Here is a 22,113-nt window from a genome sequence, read left to right as displayed (position 1 = left end):
CGGCGGGGCTGCTTGCTGCAGATCAGCGAAACCTCCGCTTACAACCCCTCTCACAACCTTTGCGCCTAAGCTGTGTCGGATGACGCCCGTTCTATCCGGAAGGAATCCGTCGATGAAGCTCACCGCCCTCCCCCTCTTGTTCATGACCGGCATGCTCGCCGCCTGCACTTCGAATTCGCCTTCGCAGAGTGCTTCGCTCAGTGGCGAGGTGTTCTACCTGCAGCGCATTGCGTTGCCGCCGGGAGCGCAGGTTTCGGTGAGCCTGCAGGATGTTTCCTTGGCCGATGCGCCGGCCGTGGAGCTAGCTTCGCAGACGCTGCCCGGCGGGCAGCAGGTGCCGGTGGCCTTCAAGCTCGATTACGACCCGCAGCGGGTCCAGCCCGGCCACAGCTATGCGGTCAGCGCGCGTATCGAGAATGCCGGCAAGCTGCTGTTCATCAGCACCGAGCGCCACAGCGTCAAGCTCGACGGCAGCGATCCGCAGCCGCTGCGCATCCGCGTCGACGCGGTGCGCTGATACTTCCCTCCTCTTCCGGCCGGGTTCCGTTGCCGGCCCGGCCTCGCTAAGCTTGCCCCTTCTTCCTTCGCCGAGACGCTCGGCGAAGGTTCCGCCCTGCCCCACAAGGAATCCCGATGCTGCGTTTCACCGCCCTGCTGGCCGGCGCCCTGTTGTCCGCCAATGCCTTCGCCCTGTCCCTCGCCAACCTCAGCCAGACCGACGCCAGCGGCGGCCTCAAGGATGCCTTGAGCCAAGGCGCGCAGATCGCAGTCAAGCAGTTGGGCAAGCCCGGCGGCTTCACTAACGATCCGGCCGTGCGCATTGAGCTGCCGGGCAAGCTGGGCAAGGCCGCCAAGGTGATGAAGCAGTTCGGCATGGGCGCCCAGGTCGACCAGCTGGAAGCCAGCATGAACCAGGCTGCCGAGGCCGCCGTGCCGCAGGCCCAAGCGCTGCTGGTGGGTGCGGTGAAGAAGATGACCGTGCAGGACGCCAAGGGCATCCTCGCCGGCGGCGACGATTCCGCCACCCAGTACCTGGAGCGCAGCAGCCGCGAGCAACTGCGCCAGCGCTTCCTGCCGATCGTCAAGCAGGCCACCGACAAGGTCGGCCTGGCCAAGCAGTACAACGCCTTCGCCAGCCAGGCCGCGGCTTTTGGCGTGGTCGATGCCAAGGATGCGAACGTCGAGGGCTACGTTACCGAGCAGGCGTTGGATGGGCTGTTCAAGGTGATCGCCCAGCAGGAGAAGGGGATTCGGGAGAATCCGGCGGGGGCGGCTACCAGTTTGGCGAAGAAGGTTTTTGGGGCGCTCTGAGGCACGCGGAACTCGTAGGAGCGAGCTTGCTCGCGAAGGGTGTTTCTCGATGGCTGCGGTGTTGGGTTCAAGAGCACCCTCTCCCCAACCCTCTCCCGCAAGCGGGAGAGGGGGCTGTCCTGAGCCGGGAGAGAATCCTGAGTCATCCTGAAACGCCTCACCCCACCTCGTCATTCCCGCGAACGCGGGACGCGGCTCCATCGCGAACAGCGCTTGCGCTGGCCCGAAGGGGAATAACCCAGTGACTGGCGGGTTCGCGAGCAAGCTCGCTCCTACAGGGTGCTCCCGGACCGTAGGGCGTATAACCGTTCGCGGTTATCCGCCGTTGGCCTGAGACGCCACAGCTCTACGGGTCCAGAGCGGTACCGGCGGGGTGGCTCAGAGCCTGGTCCAGGTTCTGGTGGAACCACTGCAGCGCCACTTCGTAGGTGCCGTGCCACAGGCGTTCGCTGGCGCCAGATCGGATGCCGTTCTGTACCCGCGTGGCCATGGCGAAGTCTTCTTCCAGGGCGGCGTAGAGGATTTCGTTGTTCTTCTCGAAATATCGCAGGGCCCTCTCCGTCTGCGGTTGTTCGGGCAGCAGCGTGTGGCTAAGTACCCGCGTCGCCAGCGGGCCGTCGGGGAACACACTGGAGAAGTCGATGTGGTCCGGCTCCACCAGCACCAGGGTGTTCGGCCAGAGGAAATACAGCAGGTTGCCGTGGCGGCGCAGGTCCCATTGCGCTTGCGGTTGCCCTTGCAGCTCGCGCAGGTTGCGCTTCACGTAGTAGTTGCGGATGTGCCGGCCGAAGCGCTCGAAGCTGCCCAGGTTGGGCCAGAACAGGTGGTCGATGGTGGCCTGGTGGGCCTTGGCCACGTGGTAGTTCTCCAGGAAGGTGTCCACCGTCAGCTTCCAGTTCACCGGGCGGCGGATGTCGCGCGGGTCGAAGAGGACGTGGTGGTCGATGGCGAAGCTGTCGAAGTCCGCGCAAATCGTCTCGCCGAAGAAGCCGTCCAGATCCAGCGCCGGCCCCGGTGACAGCCGCACCCAGACCGCGCCGAAGCGTTCGGCCACCGGCAGCTCGGTGAGGTTCAGGCAGGCCCGGTCGATGCCTTCGAAACCGTAGCCGTGGGGAATGCCGCGCAGTTGCCCGTCCGGGTTGTAGGCCCAGGCGTGGTAGGGGCAGACGAACACGCGGTTGCGCCCTGCCGCCTCGCTTACCAGTTGCGTGCCGCGGTGCTTGCAGACGTTCAGGAAGGCCCGCAGCCGGCCCTGCTCGTCGCGGGTCAGCAGCAGCGGCACCATCAGCTCGCGGGTGAGGAAATCGCCCTTGGGTATCTCGCCGGAACGCGCCACCAGCACCGGCTCGCGCAGCAGCACCTCGTCGCGTTCGCGGCGGTAGCGCGCCTCGTCCAGGTAGACGGAGACCGGCAACGACGACGGCTGTTCTGCGCCATCGGAAGCGCCCCGCTCGGCCAGGGCCAGGACCTTGTTCAACAACGCCACCTGGGTTGCGTGCTGCATGGGGTTCTCCTTCTGCTCAGTTCGACAGGGGCGCCAGCGCGCCGCGGATGAAATGCCAGAGCTGCCGCGCCAGTTGCGCGGCCGGCGGCCGGGGCTGGCGCGCCAGGGCTTCCAGCAGGGCCTGGCGCAGGCCGCCGAGGATCATCGCCGCGACCAGTTGCGCGTCCAGTTGCGCGTTGAGCTGCCCAGCGGCCTGGCCGCGGCGGATGTTGTCGGTGCCCTGGCGGATGTTCTCGGCGATGCGCCGGGCCTCCAGCGCCGCCACCTCGGGCTCGCGCGCCAGGCTCACCAGCACCAGCGGCGCCAGCGGTTCGGCGTAGACGAACTCCACCGCCCGCAGCACCCGCTGCTCCTCGCGCTCGCTCCAGTCCTGGGCCTGGGGCAATGGGTCGGCGACCATCACCTGGGCCTGGTAGCGGTCGTAGAAGTCCTCGGCCACCGCCGCCAGCAGCCCGGCGCGCGAGGCGAAGTAGCGGTAGATCAGCCCTACCGAGACGCCGGCGCGCTCGGCCACCCGCCCCACTTCCAGGCCGCCGCCGAACTCCAGCAGCTCGGTGCGCGCAGCCTCCAGCAGGCTGGCTCGGGTTTTCAGGGCTTTAGCCGAAAGGTCGGGCATGGCGGGACTCGCGGGGCCGGATAGGAAAAGTGAATTCAGTTTACTTATTTCATCCAGCAAGCCAAGCCCCGATTACCACAAGAGCAGCCCGGCCATGGGCGGCTGTTCACTTAAGCGATGTGTGGTGGTTCAGCGAAGGTGCTCCAGCCTGGCTCCGCTCCCTCACCCCAGCCCTCTCCCGGAGGGAGAGGGGGCTGTTCGGAGTGGGTGGGGAATTTGGAGTCATCCTGAAACGCCTATCTCCCCCTCGTCATTCCCGCGAACGCGGGAACCCAGTGGCTGCAGGGTTCGCGAGCAAGCTCGCTCCTACGAAGAGCAAAAGCAAAAGCGCGTTCGCTTTTGGACTTCCAGAGAAATAGCCGAGCGCACCGGAACGCCCCTTCAGAAGGCCGAGCGAAACCGGCGCTCAGGAGGTCATGCGACATGGATGTCGCGAGAGCCCCGCGGGCTACAGGGACGTACCCTCGGGGCGGGCCTCCGTGGCGGGGGAGTTCGCGAGGGTAGCCCGGCTCCATCGGGCCCGTATGTTGGGGCAAGCCTTTTTGGTTCCTTTTTGCGGGGGTGGCCTTCCACCGTTTGACAAAAGGGACTCGCCCGAGGGGGCGAAACAAAAAATCTCCGCAGACTCGGTGCGGCGCGCTACACCAAGCCCAATCCCGAAGAAGTCTCTGGGTTCCCGCGTTCGCGGGAATGACGGGGGGGTGAGGATCGGAGCGAGGAATCAGGATTCGCAAGCGAAGCCACAGCCCCTTCCATATGAAAAATGCCGTTTCCCCCAGCCAGAGAAACGGCATCCTCTCTTAAGTGAACAGCATTAGGCCATGAGCGAACCCTGCATGCTGTACCGTGTCGCCCCCCCACCCTCAACCGCCCCGAGCGCCTCAACGCCATAGACGACCGCATGCCCGCGGCCACAGCCCGGAAGGCGTGCGCTTCAAGGCGCGTTGCGAGGAGGTGGGCTTCGCCCAGGCAGTGCGCGAACGGGATTCGGGGGCACCGATTCCCTGAGCCGCAACGTCCCGCTCGTAGGGCGTATAACCGTTCGCGGTTATACGCCGCTACGCCTCGATCGACAGTCAACGCCATGGCCGAGCCCGAAGCGCCTCGCCATGGTGCTCCGAGGTCGATACCGAAGCAGCCTGGGGCCAAGGTCAATCGGCGTATGACCGCGAACGGTCATACGCCCTACGCAGGCTCCTGCTTCACCCTGAACCAGGCGGCGTAGAGCGCCGGCAGGAACAGCAGCGTCAGCGCCGTGGCGACGATCAGGCCGCCCATGATGGCCACCGCCATGGGCCCGAAGAACGCGCTGCGCGACAGCGGGATCATCGCCAGCACCGCCGCCAGCGCGGTCAGCACGATGGGGCGGAAGCGCCGCACCGTGGCCTCGATGATGGCGTGCCGGCGGTCCAGGCCGTGGGCGATGTCCTGCTCGATCTGGTCCACCAGGATCACCGAGTTGCGCATGATCATCCCGGCCAGGGCGATGGTGCCGAGCATGGCGACGAAGCCGAAGGGCTTCTGGAACACCAGCAGGAACAGGGTCACGCCGATCAGCCCGAGTGGCGCGGTGAGGAACACCATGGCCATGCGCGAGAAGCTGCGCAGCTGGATCATCAGCAGCGTCATCACCACCACCAGGAACAGCGGCATGCCGGCGTTCACCGAGTTCTGCCCCTTGGCCGAATCCTCCACCGTGCCGCCCACGTCCAGCAGGTAGCCGTCCGGCAACTCGGCGCGGATCGGATCGAGGGTCGGGGAAATCTGCTTGACCAGGGTGGCCGGCAGCGAGTCGTCGTAGATGTCCGCGCGCACGGTCACCGTCGGCAGGCGGTTGCGCCGCCAGATGATGCCTTCCTCGAAGCCGTACTCCAGGGTCGCCACCTGCGACAGCGCCACGCTGCGGCCGTTGTTGGTGGGGATGGCCAGGCTCGGCAGCTGCGACAGGTCCTGGCGCTCGCGGGCGTCGCCGCGCAGGAGGATCTCGATCAGCTCGTTGTCCTCGCGGTAGTAGCTGACGGTGGAGCCGGTCAGCGAACTCTGCAGGAACTGCGAGATGTCCCGGGTGCTCACGCCCAGGGCGCGGGCGCGGTCCTGGTCGACGTTGAGGAAGATCGCCTTGCTCGGCTCCTCCCAGTCCAGGTGCACGTTCACCACGTGGGGATTCTCGCGCATCTTCTCCGCGACCTTGCGCGCCAGCGCGCGGACTTCCGGAATGTGCTCGCCGGACACCCGGAACTGCACCGGGTAGCCCACCGGCGGACCGTTCTCCAGGCGGCTGATGCGGCTGCGCACCGTGGGGAAGTCCTCGGCCATGCGCTGGATCAGCCACTGGCGCACCTCCTCGCGGCCCTTCAGGTCCTTGGCCAGCACCACGAACTGGGCGAAGCTCGCCGCCGGCAGCTGCTGGTCCAGCGGCAGGTAGAAGCGCGGCGAGCCGGTGCCGACGTAGGCCACGTAGTTCTCGATGCCGGGATGCTCGGCGAGCAGCTTCTCCAGGCGCTTGACCTGCTCGGCGGTGGCGGCCAGCGAGTCGCCCTCGGCCAGCTTCAGGTCCACCAGCAGCTCCAGGCGCACCGACGGCGGGAAGAACTGCTGCGGTATCAGGCGGAAGGCGGCGATGGAGCCGACGAAGGCCAGCAGGGTCAGGACGATCACCGTCTTGTTGTGGCGCACGCACCACTCCACCAGGCGCCGGAAGTGCTGGTAGAAGCCCGTCGAGTAAGGGTCGTGGCCCTTGTCGCTGCCGCCGTGCTTTTCCGCATGGCGCTTGGCCAGATCCGGCAGCAGCTTGGCGCCCAGGTAGGGCACGAACATCACCGCGGCCACCCAGGACACCAGCAGCGCGATGGTCACCACCTGGAACAGCGAGCGGGTGTATTCGCCGGTGCCCGACTGCGCGGTGGCGATCGGCAGGAAGCCGGCGGCGGTCACCAGGGTGCCGGTGAGCATCGGGAAGGCGGTGCTGGTCCAGGCGAAGCTGGCCGCCTTGAGGCGGTCGTAGCCCTGCTCCATCTTCACCGCCATCATCTCCACGGCGATGATCGCGTCGTCCACCAGCAAGCCCAGCGCCAGCACCAGCGCGCCGAGGGAAATCTTGTGCAGGCCGATATCGAAGTAGCGCATGCAGACGAAGGTCATCGCCAGCACCAGCGGGATCGACAGCGCCACCACCAGGCCGGTGCGCAGGCCCAGGGAGAAGAAGCTCACCAGCAGCACGATGACCAGCGCCTCGGCCAGCACCCGGACGAACTCGCCCACACCTTCACGCACGGCGGCCGGCTGGTCCGACACCTTGCGCAGCTCCATGCCCGCCGGCAGGTTCTGCTGCAGGCGGTGGAACTCGTTTTCCAGCGCCTTGCCCAGCACCAGGATGTCGCCGCCGTCCTTCATCGCCACGGCGATGCCGATGGCGTCCTCGCCCATGAAGCGCATGCGCGGCGCCGGCGGGTCGTTGAAGCCGCGGTGCACCTCGGCCACGTCGCCGATGCGGAAGGTGCGGTCGCCCACGCGGATGGGGAACTGGCGGATGTCCTCCACCGAATCGAAGCGCCCGGAAACCCGCAGCTGCACGCGGTCGCTGGCGGTCTCGAAGAAACCGGTGGCGCTCACCGCGTTCTGCTCCTCCAGGGCCTTCTGCACCGCCGCCAGGGGCAGGCCGAGGGTGGCCAGCTTGGTGTTCGACAGGTCGATCCAGATCTTCTCGTCCTGCAGGCCGACCAGCTCGACCTTGCCGACGTCCTTGATGCGCTGCAGCTGCAGTTGGATGCGGTCGGCGTAGTCTTTCAGCACCGCGTAGTCGAAGCCCTTGCCGGACAGCGCGTAGATGTTGCCAAAGGTGGTGCCGAACTCATCGTTGAAGAACGGCCCCTGGATGCCCTGCGGCAGGGTGTAGCGGATGTCGCTGACCTTCTTGCGGATCTGGTACCACAGCTCGGGGATGTCCCTGGACTTGAAGTCCTCGCGGGCGACGAAGGTCACCTGCGACTCGCCCGGCCGCGAGAAGGAGACGATGCGGTCGTAGTCGCCGGTCTCCATCAGCTTCTTCTCGATGCGCTCGGTGACTTGGCGCGAAACCTCCTCGGCGGTGGCGCCGGGCCAGTTGGTCTTCACCACCATGGCCTTGAAGGTGAAGGGCGGGTCCTCGCTCTGGCCGAGCTTGGTGTAGGACAGCGCCCCGGCGATGCCCAGCAGCAGCATCAGGAAAAGTACGATCGGTCGGTTCTGCAGGGCCCAGGCGGAGAGGTTGAAGCGCATCCTGCGTCACTCCTTCGCCAGCAGCTTGACCGAACGGTTCTCGCGGTCGACCGGGCGTACCTGCTGGCCTTCGCGCAATACCTGGACGCCCGCGGCGACCACCCAGTCGTCGGGCTGCAGCCCTTCGAGCACCGGCACCCGGTCCTCGGTGTAGGGCCCGATGCGCACCGGCCGGCGGTGCAGGCTGGCATCCTTCGGGTCGACCACCCAGACGAACGGCTGGCCGCCCTCGGCGCTCACCGCCGCCAGCGGCACGGCCAGGGGCACGGCGCCCTCGCTGTGGATGTACACCCGGGCGCTCTGGCCCAGCTCGGCCGGCACCTTGGCATCGTCGAAGGCCACCCGCGCGGCGAAGGTGCGCGACTGCGGATCGGCGGCCGGCGACAGTTCGCGGATGTGGCCGCTGAAGCGCTTGTCCGGCTGCGACCACAGCTCGACGCTGACGCCCTCGCCGATGCGGAAGCGCTCGATGGCGTGTTCGGGGAAGCTGATCAGCACCTCGCGGTCGCCATCGGCGGCCAGGGTGAAGACCGTCTGCCCGGCGGCCACCACCTGGCCCACTTCGACGCGCCGCGACGAGATCACCCCGTCCTGCGGAGCGCGCAACACGGCGTAGTCGGCCTGGTTGCGCGCCACGTCGTACTCGGCGCGCACCTGCTTCATGCGCGCCTCGCCGGCGCGGTAGGTGTTCTCGATGTTGTCGAACTGCGACTGGCTGACCAGCTTGCGCTCCAGCAGCACCTTGTAGCGCTGATATTCCGAACGCACGGTCTGCAGGTTGGCCTCGGCGGCGGCGACCTGGGCGCGGTTGGCCTCCAGCTGCAGGCGCACGTCCTCGGGGTCGAGCTCGGCCAGCGGCTGGTCGCGGCGCACGCGCTCGCCGGTCTCCACCAGGCGCTTGGCCACCTTGCCGCCGATGCGGAACGCCAGCTCCGGCTCGTGGCGGGCGCGCACCTCGCCCGGATAGGCCTCGGTGACCGAACGCGCCAGCTGCGGCTGCACGACCATGGCCGGGCGCAGTGCCGGCTTGGCCGGTTCGCCGTTGCCGCAGGCGGCTAGGGTCAGGGAGAAGGCGAGAGGGACAGCGACGGACAAGGCATGGCGGAACATGATGTATGACCTTTCGCAAAACGCAGTTGAATTCTTATACTCGCCGGTATAGTAAGAATACAAAACCGACCAGTCCAGTATTTGAAGTGTAAAAAAAATGTCCCAGCCCACCCTCCCCACCGGCCCCGGCCGCCCCAAGGACCCGGCCAAGCGCCAGGCGATCCTCGAAGCCGCCAAGGAGCTGTTCGTGCGCAACGGCTACGACGGCAGCAGCATGGAAGCCATCGCCGCCGAGGCCGGGGTTTCCAAGCTCACCGTGTACAGCCATTTCACCGACAAGGAGACGCTGTTCTGCGAGGCGGTGCAGGCCAAGTGCGCCGAGCAGGTGCCGGAGCTGTTCCACGAACCGCCGGCCGACGCGCCCACGCAGGAGCTGCTGCTGAACATCGCGCGCGGCTTCAACCGCCTGATCAACAGCCCCGAGGCCATCGCCCTGAGCCGCCTGATGATCGCCCAGGGCGGGCAGAACCCGGCGCTGTCGCAGATGTTCTTCGACGCCGGCCCGCAACGGGTGCTGGACCAGATGCAGCGGCTGATCGCCCAGGCCCAGCGCAAGGGCGAACTGCGCGAGGGCGACGCACGCAACGCCGCCGAGCACTTCCTGATGCTGGTGCAGGGCTGCCTGCACTTCCGCCTGCTGATCGGCTGCGTCGAGCGGCCGCCGGTGGAGGAGAGCGAAAGGCATGTGCAGGAGGTGGTGGAGTTGTTTTTGCGGGCTTATCGGCCTTGAGGCGTATGCCGTGGGCGCTTCTCCTGTAGGAGCGAGCTTGCTCGCGAACGGTGCTCACCCAAGGCTTCGGTGTTGTGGCTTGACTCCGAACCTCGGCTGCGCGCCCCGCCCTGAAGGGAGAGGGGACCGTTTGGTGTGCTTGGATGTTTTGGAGTCAGCCGGCAACACAGAGGGTTTCCGGCTGAAACCACTCCTTCTCTCCGCACGGACAAGCCCCCTCTCCCTTCAGGGCGGGGCGCGCAGCCGAGGGCTGGGGAGAGGGAACGGACTTCGACCTCGCTCTGGAGCAGGGCCTGACACCATTGTTCGCGAGCAAGCTCGCTCCTACGAAAAGCCCCCGCTCAGGGCTTCAGGGACTTCAACGGATAGATGTCATACCGGCTCGACTTCCCTTCCAGGCTGTAGCTCGGCTTGGCGCCCTCGATGATCGGCGCCTTGCGCGGGCGCTTGACCACCACGCGGTGGCTGGCCAGGGCCAGGGCCGCCTGGAGCAGCGCCGGGGCGTCCATGTCGTCGCCCACCAGGGGGCGGAACAGGCGCATTTCCTTTTTCACCAGGGCGCTCTTGTCGCGGTGCGGGAACATGGGGTCGAGGTAGATCACCTGGGGCGCCTCGCCCTGCCAGGCGCCCATCAGGTCGATGGCGTTGCCCTGGTGCAGTTGCATGCGCGCCACTATCGGCGCCACTTCCAGGTCGTGCGCCGCGCGGGCCAGGCCGTCTTCCAGCAGGGCCGCGATCAGCGGTTGGCGCTCGATCAGTTGCATCTCGCAGCCCAGGGTGGCGAGGACGAAGGCGTCGCGGCCCAGGCCGGCGGTAGCATCGAGCACATGTGGCCGCACACCCGGCTGCACACCCACCGCCTTGGCGATCATCTGTCCGCTGCCGCCGCCGAACTGGCGGCGGTGGGCGGCGGCGCCTTCGAGGAAGTCCACGCGCACCGGGCCCGGCGAGTCCGGGCCCAGTTGCAGCAGTTGCAGGCCCTGCTCGCCCAGTTGCAGGGCGAAGTCCGCCGCGCCCTCCTCCGCCAGTTCCAGGCCCAGACGCCGGGCCCATTGTCCGGCGGCTTCAAGGTAATGGGGCTCCAGGGCCTGGACGATGATGCGGGGAGTGTCTGCGCTGGCGCTCATGCGGGTCGATCCGGTGCAAAAGCGCCGATTCTACCGCAGGCCCCGGCTCAGCGCCGGAACAGCGCGTTGAGGCGGGCGAAGGACATGCCTTCCTGGGTCGCCTCCAGGCGCCCGCCGGCCAGTTCGCTGGCGGCGTGGAAGAAGGCGCCGTAGGCCACCCGCGCCAGCGACGAACCCAGGCTGACGCGCTTCACGCCCAGCTCGGCCAGGTCGCTCAGCGACAGTTGCAGGGCCGGCGAGCCGACCAGCACGTTCACCGGCCGCGGCGCCACCGCGCGCACCACTGTGTCGATCTGCTCGCGGGTGGTCAGGCCCGGCGCGTAGAGCACGTCGGCGCCGGCCTCGGCGAAGGCCACCAGGCGGCGGATGGTGTCGTCCAGGTCGTCGCGGCCGTGCAGCAGGTTCTCCGCGCGGGCCACCAGGGTGAAGGGGAATTCCAGGGAATGCGCGGCCTGCACCGCCGCGCGCACGCGTTCAACCGCCAGTTCGAAGGGGTAGATGGGATCGTCCGGGCGGCCGGTCGCGTCCTCGATGGAGCCGCCCACCAGACCGATGCTGGCGGCCAGGCGGATGGTCGCCACGCAGTCCTCGGGCGCATCGCCGTAGCCGTTCTCCAGGTCGGCGGCCACCGGCAGCGGCGTCGCCTCGACGATGGCGCGGGCGTTGGCCAGGGCTTCCTCGCGGCTCACCTCGCCTTCGGCGTCGCAGCGGCCAAGGGCGAAGGCCAGGCCGGCGCTGGTGGTGGCCAGGGCCTCGAAGCCCAGCCCGACGAGCATTTTCGCCGAGCCGGCGTCCCAGGGGTTGGGCAGGACGAACAGGCCGTCGCGCCGGTGCAGGGCCTGGAAGGCCAGGCCGCGTTCGCGTTGGGTGGTCATTGGGGCGCTCTCCGTGCGAATGGGAGTTTGCAGGTTAGCGCAACCGTGGCCTCAGAGCAGGCCCAGTTGCTCGACTTCCGGCTGCGGCAGTTGCAACGCCGGCAGGCCCGGCAGGCGCTCGGCCAGCAGGGCGTGGAAGCGCTGTGCCTGTTCGGCGGCGCGATGATTGTCCGGGGTATGGAGGAATACGTGGGGCGTCAGGCCGTCCTCGATCCAGCCGGCCACCTTGTCCACCCAGGGCGTCAGGTAGGCCTGGTTGGCGTCCAGGTCCGGCCCGCCGATGAAACGCACCTGCGGGCTGTCGCTGAAGGCCGCCGGGCGCACCGGAATCCTCGGTTTCTTCGACTGCGCATGGCGCACCGCCGGGTCGTCGGACTGGCAGGCGAACAGCGCCCGCGAATCCAGGCAGATGCGCTCCACGCCGCGCTCGTGGAGCAGGCGGTTGAGCAGCCGCTCCTCCTCGCCCTTCTCGAAGAACGCCGGGTGGCGCACTTCCACGGCGATGCGCCGGGCGCCGAACTCGTCCAGCCAGGCGGCCAGCTCGCCCAGGCGCTGCGGGCCGAAAGCGGCGGAAAGCTGCAGCCACAGCGGGCTCACCCGGCTGCCCAGCGGCGCCAGCAGGTCGAGGAAGTCGCGAGTGGCGCCGAACTGCTCGCGCAAATCGCCCTCGTGGCTGATGTCGCGGGGCAGCTTGGCGCAGAAGTGGAAGTCCGCCGGCATGGTCTGCGCCCAGCGCTGCAACGTGTCGGCGCTGGGGCGGGCATAGAAGGTGGTGTTGCCCTCCACCGCGTTGAACACCTGGCTGTAGAAGCCCAGGGTGTCGGCCGGGCGCAGGTCGGCGGGGTAGAAGCTGCCGCGCCAGGCGGGCTCGTTCCACGACGGGCAGCCCAGGTAGTACGGCAGGCCCATCAGGCGTAGAGGTCGATGCCCAGCACTTCCGGGGCGTCGTAGCCGCCCAGCGGCAGGTTGGCGGTGCTGCTGTAGCTGGCCAGGGCCTGGGCGGCGCGGTTGCTGACCGGGCGCTGGTAGGCCAGGACGTCGCTGAGGACGATGGGCAGGCTGCCGCTGCCGGCGTTGCCCGGCTCCACGTAGCGCGTCTGCGCCTGCTGCTCCAGGCCCTGGCTGGCGGCCACCGAGGCCGGCTGCTCGCGACGCGCCTCGGCCTCGCGCATGACCTCGCGATAGGGCGTAACCGCGGTGCCGGGGCGGCTGCCGGAGTCGGGCGTGATGGAGTAGCTGGACAGGCCGTCGATGCGCATGTTCAGGGCTCAGCGGATAAGGATTTCACTCTAGCGAGCGCTCCAGGGCTTGGCAATCGCCGGTCAGCCGGCCTTGGGCGTGGCCACGTTGTCGCGCAGGTAGACCGGCTGCGCCTGGTCCGCCGGCACGGCATCGCCGCGTTCCCAGGCGAACAGCGCCAGGTCCAGCAGGTCTTCGGCGTTGGGCAGCAGGCTGGCGTCCTCGGCCTGCACCTTCACCGCCAGGCGCTCGCGGTAGCCCCAGCCGGTGCCGGCGCCGAACCAGTCGCCCTCGGCATCGCGCGGCAGCGCCGCGCTTTCCGGCGGCAGCACCGCCTCGGCGCCGGCCAGGCGCATCTCGCCCTGCTCCAGGCGGTAGCAACCCCAGTAGACCTCGTCCATGCGCGCGTCGATGGCGGCCGCCACCTGGCTGGCGCCGTGCTCGCGGTGGGCGCGCTGGGCCAGCACGGCGAGGTCGGAGATCGGCAGCACCGGCTTGTCCAGGGCGAAGGCCAGGCCCTGTACCACGCCGATGGCGATGCGCACGCCGGTGAAGGCGCCGGGGCCGCGGCCGAAGGCGATGGCGTCCACCGCGGCCAGGGCGATGCCGGCCTCGTCGAGCAGCTCCTGCACCATCGGCAGCAGGCGCTTGGCGTGCAGCCGCGGGATCACCTCGTGGCGGCTGAAACGCCGGCCGTCGTGCAGCAGGGCGACGGAGCAGGCTTCGGTGGAGGTGTCCAGGGCCAGCAGGGTGGGCATCGGGGTCTTCCGGCAAGCTGAAAAAGGGCGGGCATTATAAACGCCAAAGGCCCGCAAGCGGGCCTCTGGTGCAGGTCGGGCGGCGACTCAGCTGAGCGCGGCCAGGACCTTGGCGGTGATCTGGTCCACCGAGCCGACGCCTTCGACGCGGCTGTACTTCGGGGTGCCTTCGACGGCGGCCAGCTTCTGGTAGAAGTCGACCAGCGGCTTGGTCTGGGTGTGGTAGACCGACAGGCGGTGGCGCACGGTCTCTTCGCGGTCGTCTTCGCGCTGGATCAGGTCTTCGCCGGTGACGTCGTCCTTGCCGGCGACCTTCGGCGGGTTGTGCTCGACGTGGTACACGCGGCCGGAAGCCGGGTGCACGCGGCGGCCGGCCATGCGGCTGACGATCTCTTCGTCGTCGACGGCGATCTCGACCACGTGGTCGATGCTCACGCCGGCTTCCTTCATGGCCTCGGCCTGGGGAATGGTGCGCGGGAAACCGTCGAACAGGAAGCCGTTGGCGCAATCGGGCTGGGCGATGCGCTCCTTGACCAGGTTGATGATCAGGTCATCCGAAACCAGGCCGCCGGCATCCATCACGCTCTTGGCCTGCAGGCCCAGCTCGGTGCCGGCCTTGACCGCTGCGCGCAGCATGTCCCCGGTGGAGATCTGCGGAATGCTGAACTTCTCGGTGATGAAGCGGGCCTGAGTACCTTTGCCGGCACCGGGCGCCCCGAGCAGAATCACACGCATCGATATGCTCCTTAGTCTTGTTGAAAGCGAAATCCCGGATCTGCCTTATGGGGCCTATCTGAACATGCTTGAAATGGCGCAGGAATACGCCGAAAGGCTGATCAAGATACACAGCACACCCTGAGCGCACAAGCCACCGGAAAGTCGTGGCCGGGGCCGCTCAACCGGTGTTGCGCAGCCCCGCGGCGATGCCCGCCACCGTCACCAGCAGGGCCTGTTCCAGAGCGCCGCAGGCGTCGCCTTCGCAGCGTCTGGAACGGGCCAGCAGCTCCGCCTGGAGCAGGTGCAGCGGGTCCAGGTAGATGTTGCGCACGGCGATCGATTCGCGGGTTTCGGTGGCCTGCGCCAGCAGGCGCTGCTGGCCGGTCAGGCCGAGCACCACGCGCAGCGCCTGCGACAATAGGTCGCGTAAATGCGCACCTAATGGTCGCAGTTCCGATTGCACCAGACGTTCGTCGTAGAGTTGGGCGATTTCGCCGTCGGCCTTGGCCAGGACCATCTCCAGCATATCGATGCGCGCGCGGAAGAACGGCCACTGCTCGCGCATGCGCTGCAGCAGGCTGCCCTCGCCGCGGTCGATGGCGTTGAACAGCGCGGTCTCCCAGCCCAGCCAGGCCGGCAGCATCAGCCGCGTCTGCGTCCAGGCGAAGATCCACGGGATGGCCCGCAGGCTCTCGATGCCGCCCTGGCGGCGCTTGGCCGGGCGGCTGCCCAGGGGCAGGCGGCCGAGTTCCTGTTCCGGCGTGGCCTCGCGGAAGTAGTCGACGAACTGCGGCGTCTCGCGCACCACCTGGCGATAGGCGGCCAGGGAATCTGCGGCCAGACGCTGCATTTCCTCGCGCCAGGCCGGCTCCGGCGCCGGTGGCGGCAGCAGCGTGGCCTCCAGCACCGCGGCCAGGTAGAGGTCGAGGTTCTGCCGGGCGATGCCGGGCAGGCCGAACTTGAAGCGGATCATCTCGCCCTGTTCGGTGGTGCGGAAGCGCCCGGCCACCGAGCCCGGCGGCTGCGAGAGGATGGCCGCGTGGGCCGGGCCGCCGCCGCGCCCGACGGTGCCGCCGCGGCCGTGGAACAGCAGCAGTTCGACGCCATGGGCGCGGCAGATGTCCACCAGCGCTTCCTGGGCGCGGTACTGCGCCCAGGCGGCGGCCAGGGTGCCGGCGTCCTTGGCCGAGTCGGAGTAGCCGATCATCACTTCCTGCGGCCCGGACAGGGCTTCGCGGTAGGCGTCCAGGCCGAGCAGGCGATCGATGCAGGGGCCCGCGTTGTCCAGGTCGTCGAGGGTTTCGAAGAGTGGCACCACGCGCAGCGGCCGGCGCAACCCGCATTCCTTGAGCAGCAGTTGCACCGCCAGCACGTCGGACGGCTGGCCGGCCATGGAGATGACGTAGGAGCCCAGCGAGGCCGCCGGCACGGCAGCCGCCACGCGGCAGGTGGCCAGGACTTCGGCGGTGTCGGCGCTGGCCTGGTAGTCCGCCGGCAGCAGCGGGCGATGGTTGCCCAGCTCCTCCAGGAGGAATTCCTGGCGCACCGCCTCATCCCAGTCCTGATAGCGGCCCAGGCCCAGGTACTCGGTGATTTCGCTCAGGGCGGCGGCGTGGCGGCCGGAGTCCTGGCGGATGTCCAGGCGCGTCAGGAACAGGCCGAAGGTGGCGGCGCGGCGCAGGCTGTCGAGCAGCGCGCCGTCGGCGATCACGCCCATGCCGCAGGCGTGCAGCGAGCGGTGGCACAACTCCAGCGGCGCCAGCAGCTCGCGGTTGTCCTGCAGCACCGCCTCGGGTGCAACCTCGTCTTCGTTCAGCGCGCGCTGGGCCCAGGCCCGTGTGGCGCGCAGGCGTTCGCGCAGTTGCTTGAGCAGGGCGCGGTAGGGTTCGGCCACCTCGCCGGTTTCCGCCAGCAGCTCCTCGCTGGCCTGCTGCATGGACAGGTCGGCGGCCAGGCTGTCGACGTCGCGCAGGTAGAGGTCGGCGGCCATCCAGCGCGCCAGCAGCAGCACCTCGCGGGTGACGGTGGCGGTGACGTTGGGGTTGCCGTCGCGGTCGCCGCCCATCCAGGAGGCGAAGCGGATGGGCGCGGCTTCCAGCGGCAGGCGCTGGCCGGTGCAGCTTTGCAGGGTTTCGTCGACGTGGCGGAGGAAGTCGGGCACGGCCTGCCAGAGCGAATGCTCGATCACCGCGAAGCCCCACTTGGCCTCGTCCACCGGCGTTGGCCGGGTGCGGCGGATCTCGTCGGTGTGCCAGGCTTCGGCCACCAGCCGGCGCAGGCGCGTGTCCACCTGCCCGCGCTCCTCGGGGAGCAGGTCGGTGTGATCCTTGGCCGCCAGTTGCGCGGCCATGGCGTCGTATTTCTGGATCAGGGTGCGCCGCGCCACTTCGGTGGGGTGCGCGGTGAGCACCAGTTCGATGTCCAGCTGCGCCACCTGGCGCGCCAGCTCCGCCGGCTCCACCCCGGCCTTGCGCAGGCGCCCCAGCAGCTCGCCCAGCACGCGCTGCTCGAAGGGCTGCGGCTCCTTCGGCCCGCGGCGGCGGATGCGGTGGTACTGCTCGGCGATGTTGGCCAGGTTGAGGAACTGGTTGAAGGCCCGCGCCACCGGCAGCAGCTCGTCCTCGCCCAGGCCGTCGAGGGCCGCCGCCAGCTGCCGCGCGCCTTCGGCCGAACCGCGCCGCGCCGCCTTGGCGCCCTGGCGGATCAGCTCGACCTTGTCGAGGAAGGCCTGGCCGTACTGGCTGCGGATGGTCTGCCCGAGCAGTTCGCCCAGCAGGTGCACGTCCTCGCGCAGGCGCGCGTCGATATCCGCCATGGGGGTTCTCCGTGTCTGGATTTTCTTACAGTGCCGCCTGGCGACACTCACTGACAAGCGTGCGACGAACGCCCGCGATCCTGCTCCGACAGCGTCTAGGCTAGATGTGATCCCGAAGGATTCGGGAAATTCTTCCCGGCGGCTCCAAAAGGGCCGTCTTCCCCGCCGGCCACGAGCCGGCCCATGAGGTGAACATGAAGATCCGCGATCTGGTACGCCATTGGGAACAGAACGCCAGGGGGCGCATGACCAGCCACAGCTACAGCATCCCGCTGGACGTGGAAACCGCCGCGCGCCTGGCCGCGCTGCACGACATGTACCCCAAGCGCAGCGTCGAGGAACTGCTCGGCGAACTGGTCGGCTCGGCCCTGGAGGAACTGGAGGCGAGCTTCCCCTACGTGAAGGGGCAGAAAGTGGTGGCGCTGGACGAACAGGGCGACCCGCTCTACGAGGACGTCGGCCCTACCCCGCGCTTCCTGCAGCTGTCGCGCAAGTACCTGCATGAGCTGACGGGGCACAAGGAAGAGCCGAGCCATTCCTGACTGCTGTAGGAGCGGGCCCTGCCCGTGATTTCGCGCGCAGGGCGCGCTCCTACAGGGGTATGACGCGGCTGTCGCGGACGGAGCCCTACGGCGAGCACAGCATCTACCGCCTTCTCTCAATGCCGACCATGCACCCCGGGCACGTGCAGGTGCCCCGCCTCGGCGCAGGCTTCCGGCACCGCCGAAGGCTCGGCGGGCAGCTGCAGTTCACGGAGGATGCCGCAGTCCTCGCTGTTGCCGCTGCCGCTGCAGCGGGCGCGCAGGTCCTGCAGTTGTTGGCGCAGCGACTGCAGCTCGGCGATGCGCACTTCCACGTGGTGCAGGTGCTCGTCGATCAGCCGGTTGGCGGTGCCGCAGTCGGACTCGGGGCGGTCGCGCAGGCCGAGGAGGATGCGGATTTCCTCCTGGGTCATGTCCAGCGAGCGGCAGTGGCGGATGAACGACAGCCGCTCGACGTGGGCGTTGTCGTATTGCCGGTAGTTGCCGCCGGTGCGCGCCGGCTCCGGCAGCAGGCCCTCGCGCTCGTAGTAGCGGATGGTCTCCACCGGGCAGCCGGTCAGTTTCGCCAGTTCACCGATCTTCATCAGCCTGTCCTCCCGGAACCGCTTGACTCTGTAGTTGCTACAGGGTGTGCAATCGCAAGCATACCGTCAAATGGGAAACGACCTGATGACCGACGCCAACAGCCGCCAGCCTGGATGCGGGCCCTGCTGCCACGACCACGCCCCCGCCGCCGTGCATCGCCATGAACACGAGCATGGGCATGACCACCACCACGAGCGCCCGCGCCACGCCGAACCGGCGCTGGGCGCCGCCGCGGCCGCCGCCACCGGCGAGTTGCGCTGGAGCAGCCTGCGCATCGAGGCCATGGACTGCCCCACCGAGGAGCGCCTGCTGCGCGACGCCCTGGGCAAGCTGCCGGCGGTGGAGCAGCTGGAATTCAACCTGATGCAGCGCCTGCTCAAGGTGCAGCACCGCTTCGACAGCCTGGAGCCGCTGCAGAAGCTGGTCGCCTCCCTGGGCATGGAGGCCGAGGCCGTGGAAGACGGCCAGCCGCTCGCCAGCGCGCCGGGCAGGCACAAGCCCTGGTGGCCGCTGGCCCTGGCCGGGGTGCTGGCGCTGGCCGCGGAAGTCTGCGAGTGGTTCGCCCTCGGCCCGCAGTGGCTGGTGGCAGCCCTGGCCGTGGCGGCCATCCTCGGCGCCGGCCTGCCGACCTACCGCAAGGGCTGGATCGCCCTGAAGAACCGCGACCTGAACATCAACGCACTGATGAGCATCGCCGTGACCGGCGCCATGCTCATCGGCCAGTGGCCGGAAGCGGCCATGGTCGCGGTGCTGTTCGCCATCGCCGAGCTGATCGAGGCGCGCTCCCTGGAACGTGCGCGCAGCGCCATCCGCGGCCTGCTGCAGTTGGCCCCGGAACAGGCCACGGTGCTGCGCGACGGGCAATGGCAGGACGTGCCGGCCAAGTCGGTGGCCGTGGGCGAGCGCGTGCGCGTGCGCCCCGGAGAACGCATCGCCCTCGACGGCGAGGTGGTCGACGGCCGCTCCAGCGTCAACCAGGCGCCCATCACCGGCGAGAGCCTGCCGGTGGAAAAGCAGGCCGGTGAACCCCTGTTCGCCGGCAGCATCAACGGCGAGGGCGCGCTGGAGTATGCGGTGAGCCACGGCGCCGACGACAGCACCCTGGCGCGGATCATCCACGCCGTAGAGGAAGCCCAGGGCTCGCGGGCGCCGACGCAGCGCTTCGTCGATCAGTTCGCACGCATCTACACGCCAGTCGTGATCCTCATCGCCATCGCCACCGCGCTCATCCCGCCGCTGGCCTTCGGCGGCGCCTGGCTCGACTGGGTGTACCGCGCCCTGGTGCTGCTGGTGATCGCCTGTCCCTGCGCGCTGGTGATCTCCACCCCGGTGACCATCGTCAGCGGCCTGTCGGCGGCGGCGCGCACCGGCATCCTGATCAAGGGCGGGGTGTTCCTCGAACTGGGCCGCCAGTTGCAATGGCTGGCCCTGGACAAGACCGGCACCATAACCGAGGGCCGCCCGACGCAAACCGACTTCCACGGCCTGCGCGGTGACGAGGCGCGCGCCCGGCTGCTGGCCGCGAGCCTGGCGGCACGTTCCGACCACCCGGTGTCCCAGGCCGTGGCCCGCGCCGCCGAGGCCGATGGGCTGGCGCTGTACGGCGTCGACGCGCTGGAGGCCATCCCCGGCCGCGGCGTGAAGGGCGTGGTCGACGGCCGCCTGCACCACCTGGGCAACCATCGCCTGGTGGAGGAACTGGGGCTGTGCTCGGCAGCGCTGGAAGCACGCCTCGACGCCCTGGAGCAACAGGGCAAGACCGTCATCGTGCTGCTCGACGACGAAGGCCCGCTGGCGCTGTTCGCCGTGGCCGACGCGGTCAAGCAGACCAGCCGCGAGGCCCTCGTCGAGCTGCACGGCCTGGGCGTGAAGACACTGATGCTGACTGGCGACAACCCGCACACCGCGGCCGCCATCGCCGCCCAGGTGGGCATCGACCAGGCCCGCGGCAACCTGTTGCCCGAGGACAAGCTGCGCGAGGTCGAGCAGCACCAGGCCGGCGGCGCGCGGGTGGGTATGGTCGGCGACGGCATCAACGACGCCCCGGCCCTGGCCCGCGCCGACATCGGCTTCGCCATGGGCGCGGCGGGCACCGACACGGCCATCGAGACCGCCGGCGTGGCGCTGATGGACGACGATCTGCGCAAGCTGCCGCAGTTCATCCGCCTGTCGCGCCGCACCCACGCCGTGCTGGTGCAGAACATCAGCCTGGCGCTGGGCATCAAGGCTGTGTTCCTGGCCCTCACCCTGGCCGGCCTGGGCACCCTGTGGATGGCGGTGTTCGCCGACATGGGCGCCAGCCTGCTGGTGGTGTTCAACGGCCTGCGCCTGCTCCGCCTGCGCTTCTGAAAGCCGCGTCGCAGACATGGCCGCCCCGCCGGGCGGCCATTTTTTTTGAACCCTCGGACAAGTCCTCAAGTCCCCAGTAATACCTGGCCGCAACGGGACAACGCCGCAGCGCAGGGCTGCGAACGGCCGGGCCGGGCACCGCCCGCTGAGCATCCGCGTTCCCCAGACGAGAGGACTCGAACAATGGAACTGAAAACACACCAACCCCGCCTCGCCTTCCTGCGCACGGGCCTGCTGGCCGGCCTCGGCGCCCTGGCCCTGGCCGGCTGCGCCGGCAACCCGCCGAGCGAACAGATGGCGGTCACCGAATCGGCGGTGAACGCCGCGGTCAGCGCCGGCGGCCCGCAGTACGCGCCGCTGGAGATGAAGACCGCCCAGGACAAGCTCGGCCAGGCGCGCATCGCCCTCAACGACAAGGAATACGAGCAGGCCAGGCGCCTGGCCCAGCAGGCCGAATGGGACGCCCGCGTGGCCGAGCGCAAGTCGCAGGCGGTCAAGGCGCAGAACGCCGTCAAGGACGCCCAGCAGGGCGTGATGGAAATCCGCGAGGAAGGGCTGCAGAAGCTCCAGCAGCCACAGCAGTAGGCGCCCTTCCCCATTCCCCCCTCCGGATCATTAAGGACGACAGCCATGCGTAAACTCATCGCCCTCCCCGCCCTCTCCAGCCTGGCGCTGCTGCTGGCCGCCTGCGCCCACGAGCCCAACGCCAACCTGGAGAAGGCCCGCAGCGACTATTCCGCCCTGCAGGCGCAACCCCAGGCCACCCAGCTCGCGGCCCTGGAAACCAAGGACGCCGGCGACTGGCTGGCCAAGGCCGACAAGGCCTACCGCGACGGCGAGAAGCAGCAGGACGTGGACCAGTTGGCCTACCTGACGCAGCAGCGCATCAACCTGGCCAACCAGACCATCGCCCTGAAGAGCGCCGAAGGGCAGCTGCAGAACGCCTCGGCGCAGCGCACCCAGGCCCGCCTGGACGTGCGCACCCAGCAGCTCAAGGAGTTGCAGGCGAAGCAGACCCAGCGCGGCACCCTGGTGACCTTCGGCGACGTGCTCTTCGACCTCGACCGCGCCGACCTCAAGCCCGGGGCCAGCCACAACATCCAGCAGTTGGCCAGCTACCTGCAGCAGAACCCCGAGCGCAAGGTGCTGGTCGAGGGCTACACCGACAGCAGCGGCTCGGCCGGCTACAACCAGGGCCTGTCCGAACGCCGCGCCGATTCGGTGCGCATGGCCCTGCTGGCCCAGGGCGTGGACCCGGCGCGGGTGACCACCCGCGGCTACGGCAAGGACTACCCGGTGGCGAGCAACGCCAGCTCCTCCGGCCGCGCGCAGAACCGCCGGGTGGAGGTGACCATCTCCAACGACGCCAAGCCGGTGGTGCCGCGGTCGTCGGTGGATAGCGATTACTGACGCGGCTATCCATGTAGGAGCGCGCCCTGCGCGCGATTTCGCGGGCAGGGCCCGCTCCTACAGGTTACTTAGCCGGAACCACCGGCGCGCTTCGCGGATGAGATCCTACGGTTCCAGGACGCACGGCTTTTCGTAGGATGGCGTTGAGCGAAGCGATACCCATCACCA

19 protein-coding genes are annotated in these 22,113 nt (G+C 68.8%); 7 read left to right on the top strand and 12 right to left on the bottom strand.

Annotated elements, in window-relative coordinates; genetic code table 11:
- Positions 1 to 112: 112 nt before the first annotated feature.
- Together BM060_RS28175 and BM060_RS28170 are read left to right on the top strand one after the other, a co-directional pair.
- Positions 113 to 517: a YbaY family lipoprotein gene (locus BM060_RS28175; protein WP_074985230.1), complete on the top strand. Its 405-nt coding sequence runs from the start codon at positions 113 to 115 to the stop codon at positions 515 to 517.
- A 116-nt stretch (positions 518 to 633) separates the two neighbouring features.
- Positions 634 to 1,311, top strand: a complete 678-nt coding sequence (locus BM060_RS28170; protein ID WP_074985229.1) for a DUF4197 domain-containing protein — start codon at positions 634 to 636, stop codon at positions 1,309 to 1,311.
- Positions 1,312 to 1,657: 346 nt separating this feature from the next.
- Here the strand turns inward: BM060_RS28170 and BM060_RS28165 are convergent, their stop codons facing one another.
- The 4 genes from BM060_RS28165 to BM060_RS28150 all read right to left on the bottom strand — a co-directional run bounded on the left by BM060_RS28165 (position 1,658) and on the right by BM060_RS28150 (position 8,798).
- A complete protein-coding gene (locus BM060_RS28165; protein WP_074985227.1) occupies positions 1,658 to 2,815 on the bottom strand; it encodes an aromatic ring-hydroxylating oxygenase subunit alpha in 1,158 nt (385 codons plus the stop codon).
- A gap of 16 nt (positions 2,816 to 2,831) precedes the next feature.
- Positions 2,832 to 3,431 (bottom strand): TetR/AcrR family transcriptional regulator, encoded by a 600-nt coding sequence (locus BM060_RS28160; RefSeq protein ID WP_074985225.1) that lies wholly within the window; start codon positions 3,429 to 3,431, stop codon positions 2,832 to 2,834.
- Positions 3,432 to 4,616: 1,185 nt separating this feature from the next.
- Positions 4,617 to 7,688: an efflux RND transporter permease subunit gene (locus BM060_RS28155; RefSeq protein WP_074985223.1), complete on the bottom strand. Its 3,072-nt coding sequence runs from the start codon at positions 7,686 to 7,688 to the stop codon at positions 4,617 to 4,619.
- A 6-nt stretch (positions 7,689 to 7,694) separates the two neighbouring features.
- Positions 7,695 to 8,798, bottom strand: a complete 1,104-nt coding sequence (locus BM060_RS28150) for an efflux RND transporter periplasmic adaptor subunit (protein ID WP_074985221.1) — start codon at positions 8,796 to 8,798, stop codon at positions 7,695 to 7,697.
- Positions 8,799 to 8,895: 97 nt separating this feature from the next.
- Here BM060_RS28150 and BM060_RS28145 point away from each other — a divergent pair, with 97 nt between their 5' ends.
- Positions 8,896 to 9,528 (top strand): TetR/AcrR family transcriptional regulator, encoded by a 633-nt coding sequence (locus BM060_RS28145; RefSeq protein WP_074985219.1) that lies wholly within the window; start codon positions 8,896 to 8,898, stop codon positions 9,526 to 9,528.
- A 341-nt stretch (positions 9,529 to 9,869) separates the two neighbouring features.
- Here the strand turns inward: BM060_RS28145 and BM060_RS28140 are convergent, their stop codons facing one another.
- The 7 genes from BM060_RS28140 to ppc all read right to left on the bottom strand — a co-directional run bounded on the left by BM060_RS28140 (position 9,870) and on the right by ppc (position 17,059).
- Positions 9,870 to 10,655, bottom strand: coding sequence for a class I SAM-dependent methyltransferase (locus tag BM060_RS28140; RefSeq protein WP_074985217.1), 786 nt, complete (start codon positions 10,653 to 10,655; stop codon positions 9,870 to 9,872).
- Between the two features lie 47 nt (positions 10,656 to 10,702).
- Positions 10,703 to 11,530 carry an isocitrate lyase/PEP mutase family protein gene (locus BM060_RS28135; RefSeq protein ID WP_074985215.1) on the bottom strand — a complete coding sequence of 276 codons (828 nt, stop codon included), beginning with the start codon at positions 11,528 to 11,530 and terminating at the stop codon, positions 10,703 to 10,705.
- Positions 11,531 to 11,581: 51 nt separating this feature from the next.
- Complete coding sequence (locus BM060_RS28130) at positions 11,582 to 12,442, bottom strand: DUF72 domain-containing protein (RefSeq protein WP_116422992.1); 861 nt, start codon at positions 12,440 to 12,442, stop codon at positions 11,582 to 11,584.
- Complete coding sequence (locus BM060_RS28125) at positions 12,439 to 12,789, bottom strand: hypothetical protein (protein WP_009616550.1); 351 nt, start codon at positions 12,787 to 12,789, stop codon at positions 12,439 to 12,441. The genes BM060_RS28130 and BM060_RS28125 overlap by 4 nt, the downstream gene beginning before the upstream one ends.
- Positions 12,790 to 12,852: 63 nt before the next feature.
- Positions 12,853 to 13,527 (bottom strand): tRNA (adenosine(37)-N6)-threonylcarbamoyltransferase complex dimerization subunit type 1 TsaB, encoded by a 675-nt coding sequence (gene tsaB, locus BM060_RS28120; protein WP_074985210.1) that lies wholly within the window; start codon positions 13,525 to 13,527, stop codon positions 12,853 to 12,855.
- Positions 13,528 to 13,614: 87 nt separating this feature from the next.
- Positions 13,615 to 14,262: an adenylate kinase gene (adk, locus tag BM060_RS28115; RefSeq protein ID WP_043314629.1), complete on the bottom strand. Its 648-nt coding sequence runs from the start codon at positions 14,260 to 14,262 to the stop codon at positions 13,615 to 13,617.
- 160 nt (positions 14,263 to 14,422) lie between these two features.
- Positions 14,423 to 17,059, bottom strand: coding sequence for a phosphoenolpyruvate carboxylase (gene ppc / locus BM060_RS28110; RefSeq protein WP_074985209.1), 2,637 nt, complete (start codon positions 17,057 to 17,059; stop codon positions 14,423 to 14,425).
- A 194-nt stretch (positions 17,060 to 17,253) separates the two neighbouring features.
- On the opposite strand from ppc, the gene BM060_RS28105 reads away from it, so the two are divergent.
- On the top strand, positions 17,254 to 17,601 hold the full coding sequence (locus tag BM060_RS28105) for a hypothetical protein (RefSeq protein WP_009616546.1): 348 nt from the start codon (positions 17,254 to 17,256) through the stop codon (positions 17,599 to 17,601).
- Between the two features lie 116 nt (positions 17,602 to 17,717).
- Here BM060_RS28105 and cadR read toward each other — a convergent pair whose 3' ends face one another.
- The gene (gene cadR / locus BM060_RS28100; protein WP_074985207.1) at positions 17,718 to 18,185 is read right to left on the bottom strand and encodes a Cd(II)/Pb(II)-responsive transcriptional regulator; all 468 of its coding nucleotides are present in this window, start codon (positions 18,183 to 18,185) and stop codon (positions 17,718 to 17,720) included.
- 85 nt (positions 18,186 to 18,270) lie between these two features.
- Here cadR and BM060_RS28095 point away from each other — a divergent pair, with 85 nt between their 5' ends.
- The 3 genes from BM060_RS28095 to lptF all read left to right on the top strand — a co-directional run bounded on the left by BM060_RS28095 (position 18,271) and on the right by lptF (position 21,945).
- Positions 18,271 to 20,535 (top strand): heavy metal translocating P-type ATPase, encoded by a 2,265-nt coding sequence (locus tag BM060_RS28095; RefSeq protein WP_074985314.1) that lies wholly within the window; start codon positions 18,271 to 18,273, stop codon positions 20,533 to 20,535.
- Positions 20,536 to 20,718: 183 nt separating this feature from the next.
- Entirely contained in the window at positions 20,719 to 21,120 is a 402-nt protein-coding gene (locus tag BM060_RS28090; protein WP_074985205.1) for a DUF4398 domain-containing protein, read from the top strand.
- A 45-nt stretch (positions 21,121 to 21,165) separates the two neighbouring features.
- Positions 21,166 to 21,945 (top strand): lipotoxin F family OmpA-related lipoprotein LptF, encoded by a 780-nt coding sequence (gene lptF / locus BM060_RS28085; RefSeq protein ID WP_074985203.1) that lies wholly within the window; start codon positions 21,166 to 21,168, stop codon positions 21,943 to 21,945.
- Positions 21,946 to 22,113 lie beyond the last annotated feature (168 nt).

Source organism: Pseudomonas citronellolis, assembly GCF_900112375.1.
Taxonomy (GTDB): Bacteria; Pseudomonadota; Gammaproteobacteria; order Pseudomonadales; family Pseudomonadaceae; genus Pseudomonas; species Pseudomonas citronellolis.
The sequence above is the reverse complement of the archived record's forward strand: the minus strand, read 5'-3'. Positions and strand labels throughout refer to the sequence as shown.

Bases quoted from the DNA above. Each gene is read 5' to 3' on its own strand.
- BM060_RS28175 (WP_074985230.1), top strand. From the start codon at position 113: ATGAAGCTCACCGCCCTCCCCCTCTTGTTCATGACCGGCATGCTCGCC.
- BM060_RS28170 (WP_074985229.1), top strand. From the start codon at position 634: ATGCTGCGTTTCACCGCCCTGCTGGCCGGCGCCCTGTTGTCCGCCAAT.
- BM060_RS28165 (WP_074985227.1), bottom strand. From the start codon at position 2,815: ATGCAGCACGCAACCCAGGTGGCGTTGTTGAACAAGGTCCTGGCCCTG.
- BM060_RS28160 (WP_074985225.1), bottom strand. From the start codon at position 3,431: ATGCCCGACCTTTCGGCTAAAGCCCTGAAAACCCGAGCCAGCCTGCTG.
- BM060_RS28155 (WP_074985223.1), bottom strand. From the start codon at position 7,688: ATGCGCTTCAACCTCTCCGCCTGGGCCCTGCAGAACCGACCGATCGTA.
- BM060_RS28150 (WP_074985221.1), bottom strand. From the start codon at position 8,798: ATGTTCCGCCATGCCTTGTCCGTCGCTGTCCCTCTCGCCTTCTCCCTG.
- BM060_RS28145 (WP_074985219.1), top strand. From the start codon at position 8,896: ATGTCCCAGCCCACCCTCCCCACCGGCCCCGGCCGCCCCAAGGACCCG.
- BM060_RS28140 (WP_074985217.1), bottom strand. From the start codon at position 10,655: ATGAGCGCCAGCGCAGACACTCCCCGCATCATCGTCCAGGCCCTGGAG.
- BM060_RS28135 (WP_074985215.1), bottom strand. From the start codon at position 11,530: ATGACCACCCAACGCGAACGCGGCCTGGCCTTCCAGGCCCTGCACCGG.
- BM060_RS28125 (WP_009616550.1), bottom strand. From the start codon at position 12,789: ATGCGCATCGACGGCCTGTCCAGCTACTCCATCACGCCCGACTCCGGC.
- tsaB (WP_074985210.1), bottom strand. From the start codon at position 13,527: ATGCCCACCCTGCTGGCCCTGGACACCTCCACCGAAGCCTGCTCCGTC.
- adk (WP_043314629.1), bottom strand. From the start codon at position 14,262: ATGCGTGTGATTCTGCTCGGGGCGCCCGGTGCCGGCAAAGGTACTCAG.
- ppc (WP_074985209.1), bottom strand. From the start codon at position 17,059: ATGGCGGATATCGACGCGCGCCTGCGCGAGGACGTGCACCTGCTGGGC.
- BM060_RS28105 (WP_009616546.1), top strand. From the start codon at position 17,254: ATGAAGATCCGCGATCTGGTACGCCATTGGGAACAGAACGCCAGGGGG.
- cadR (WP_074985207.1), bottom strand. From the start codon at position 18,185: ATGAAGATCGGTGAACTGGCGAAACTGACCGGCTGCCCGGTGGAGACC.
- BM060_RS28095 (WP_074985314.1), top strand. From the start codon at position 18,271: ATGACCGACGCCAACAGCCGCCAGCCTGGATGCGGGCCCTGCTGCCAC.
- BM060_RS28090 (WP_074985205.1), top strand. From the start codon at position 20,719: ATGGAACTGAAAACACACCAACCCCGCCTCGCCTTCCTGCGCACGGGC.
- lptF (WP_074985203.1), top strand. From the start codon at position 21,166: ATGCGTAAACTCATCGCCCTCCCCGCCCTCTCCAGCCTGGCGCTGCTG.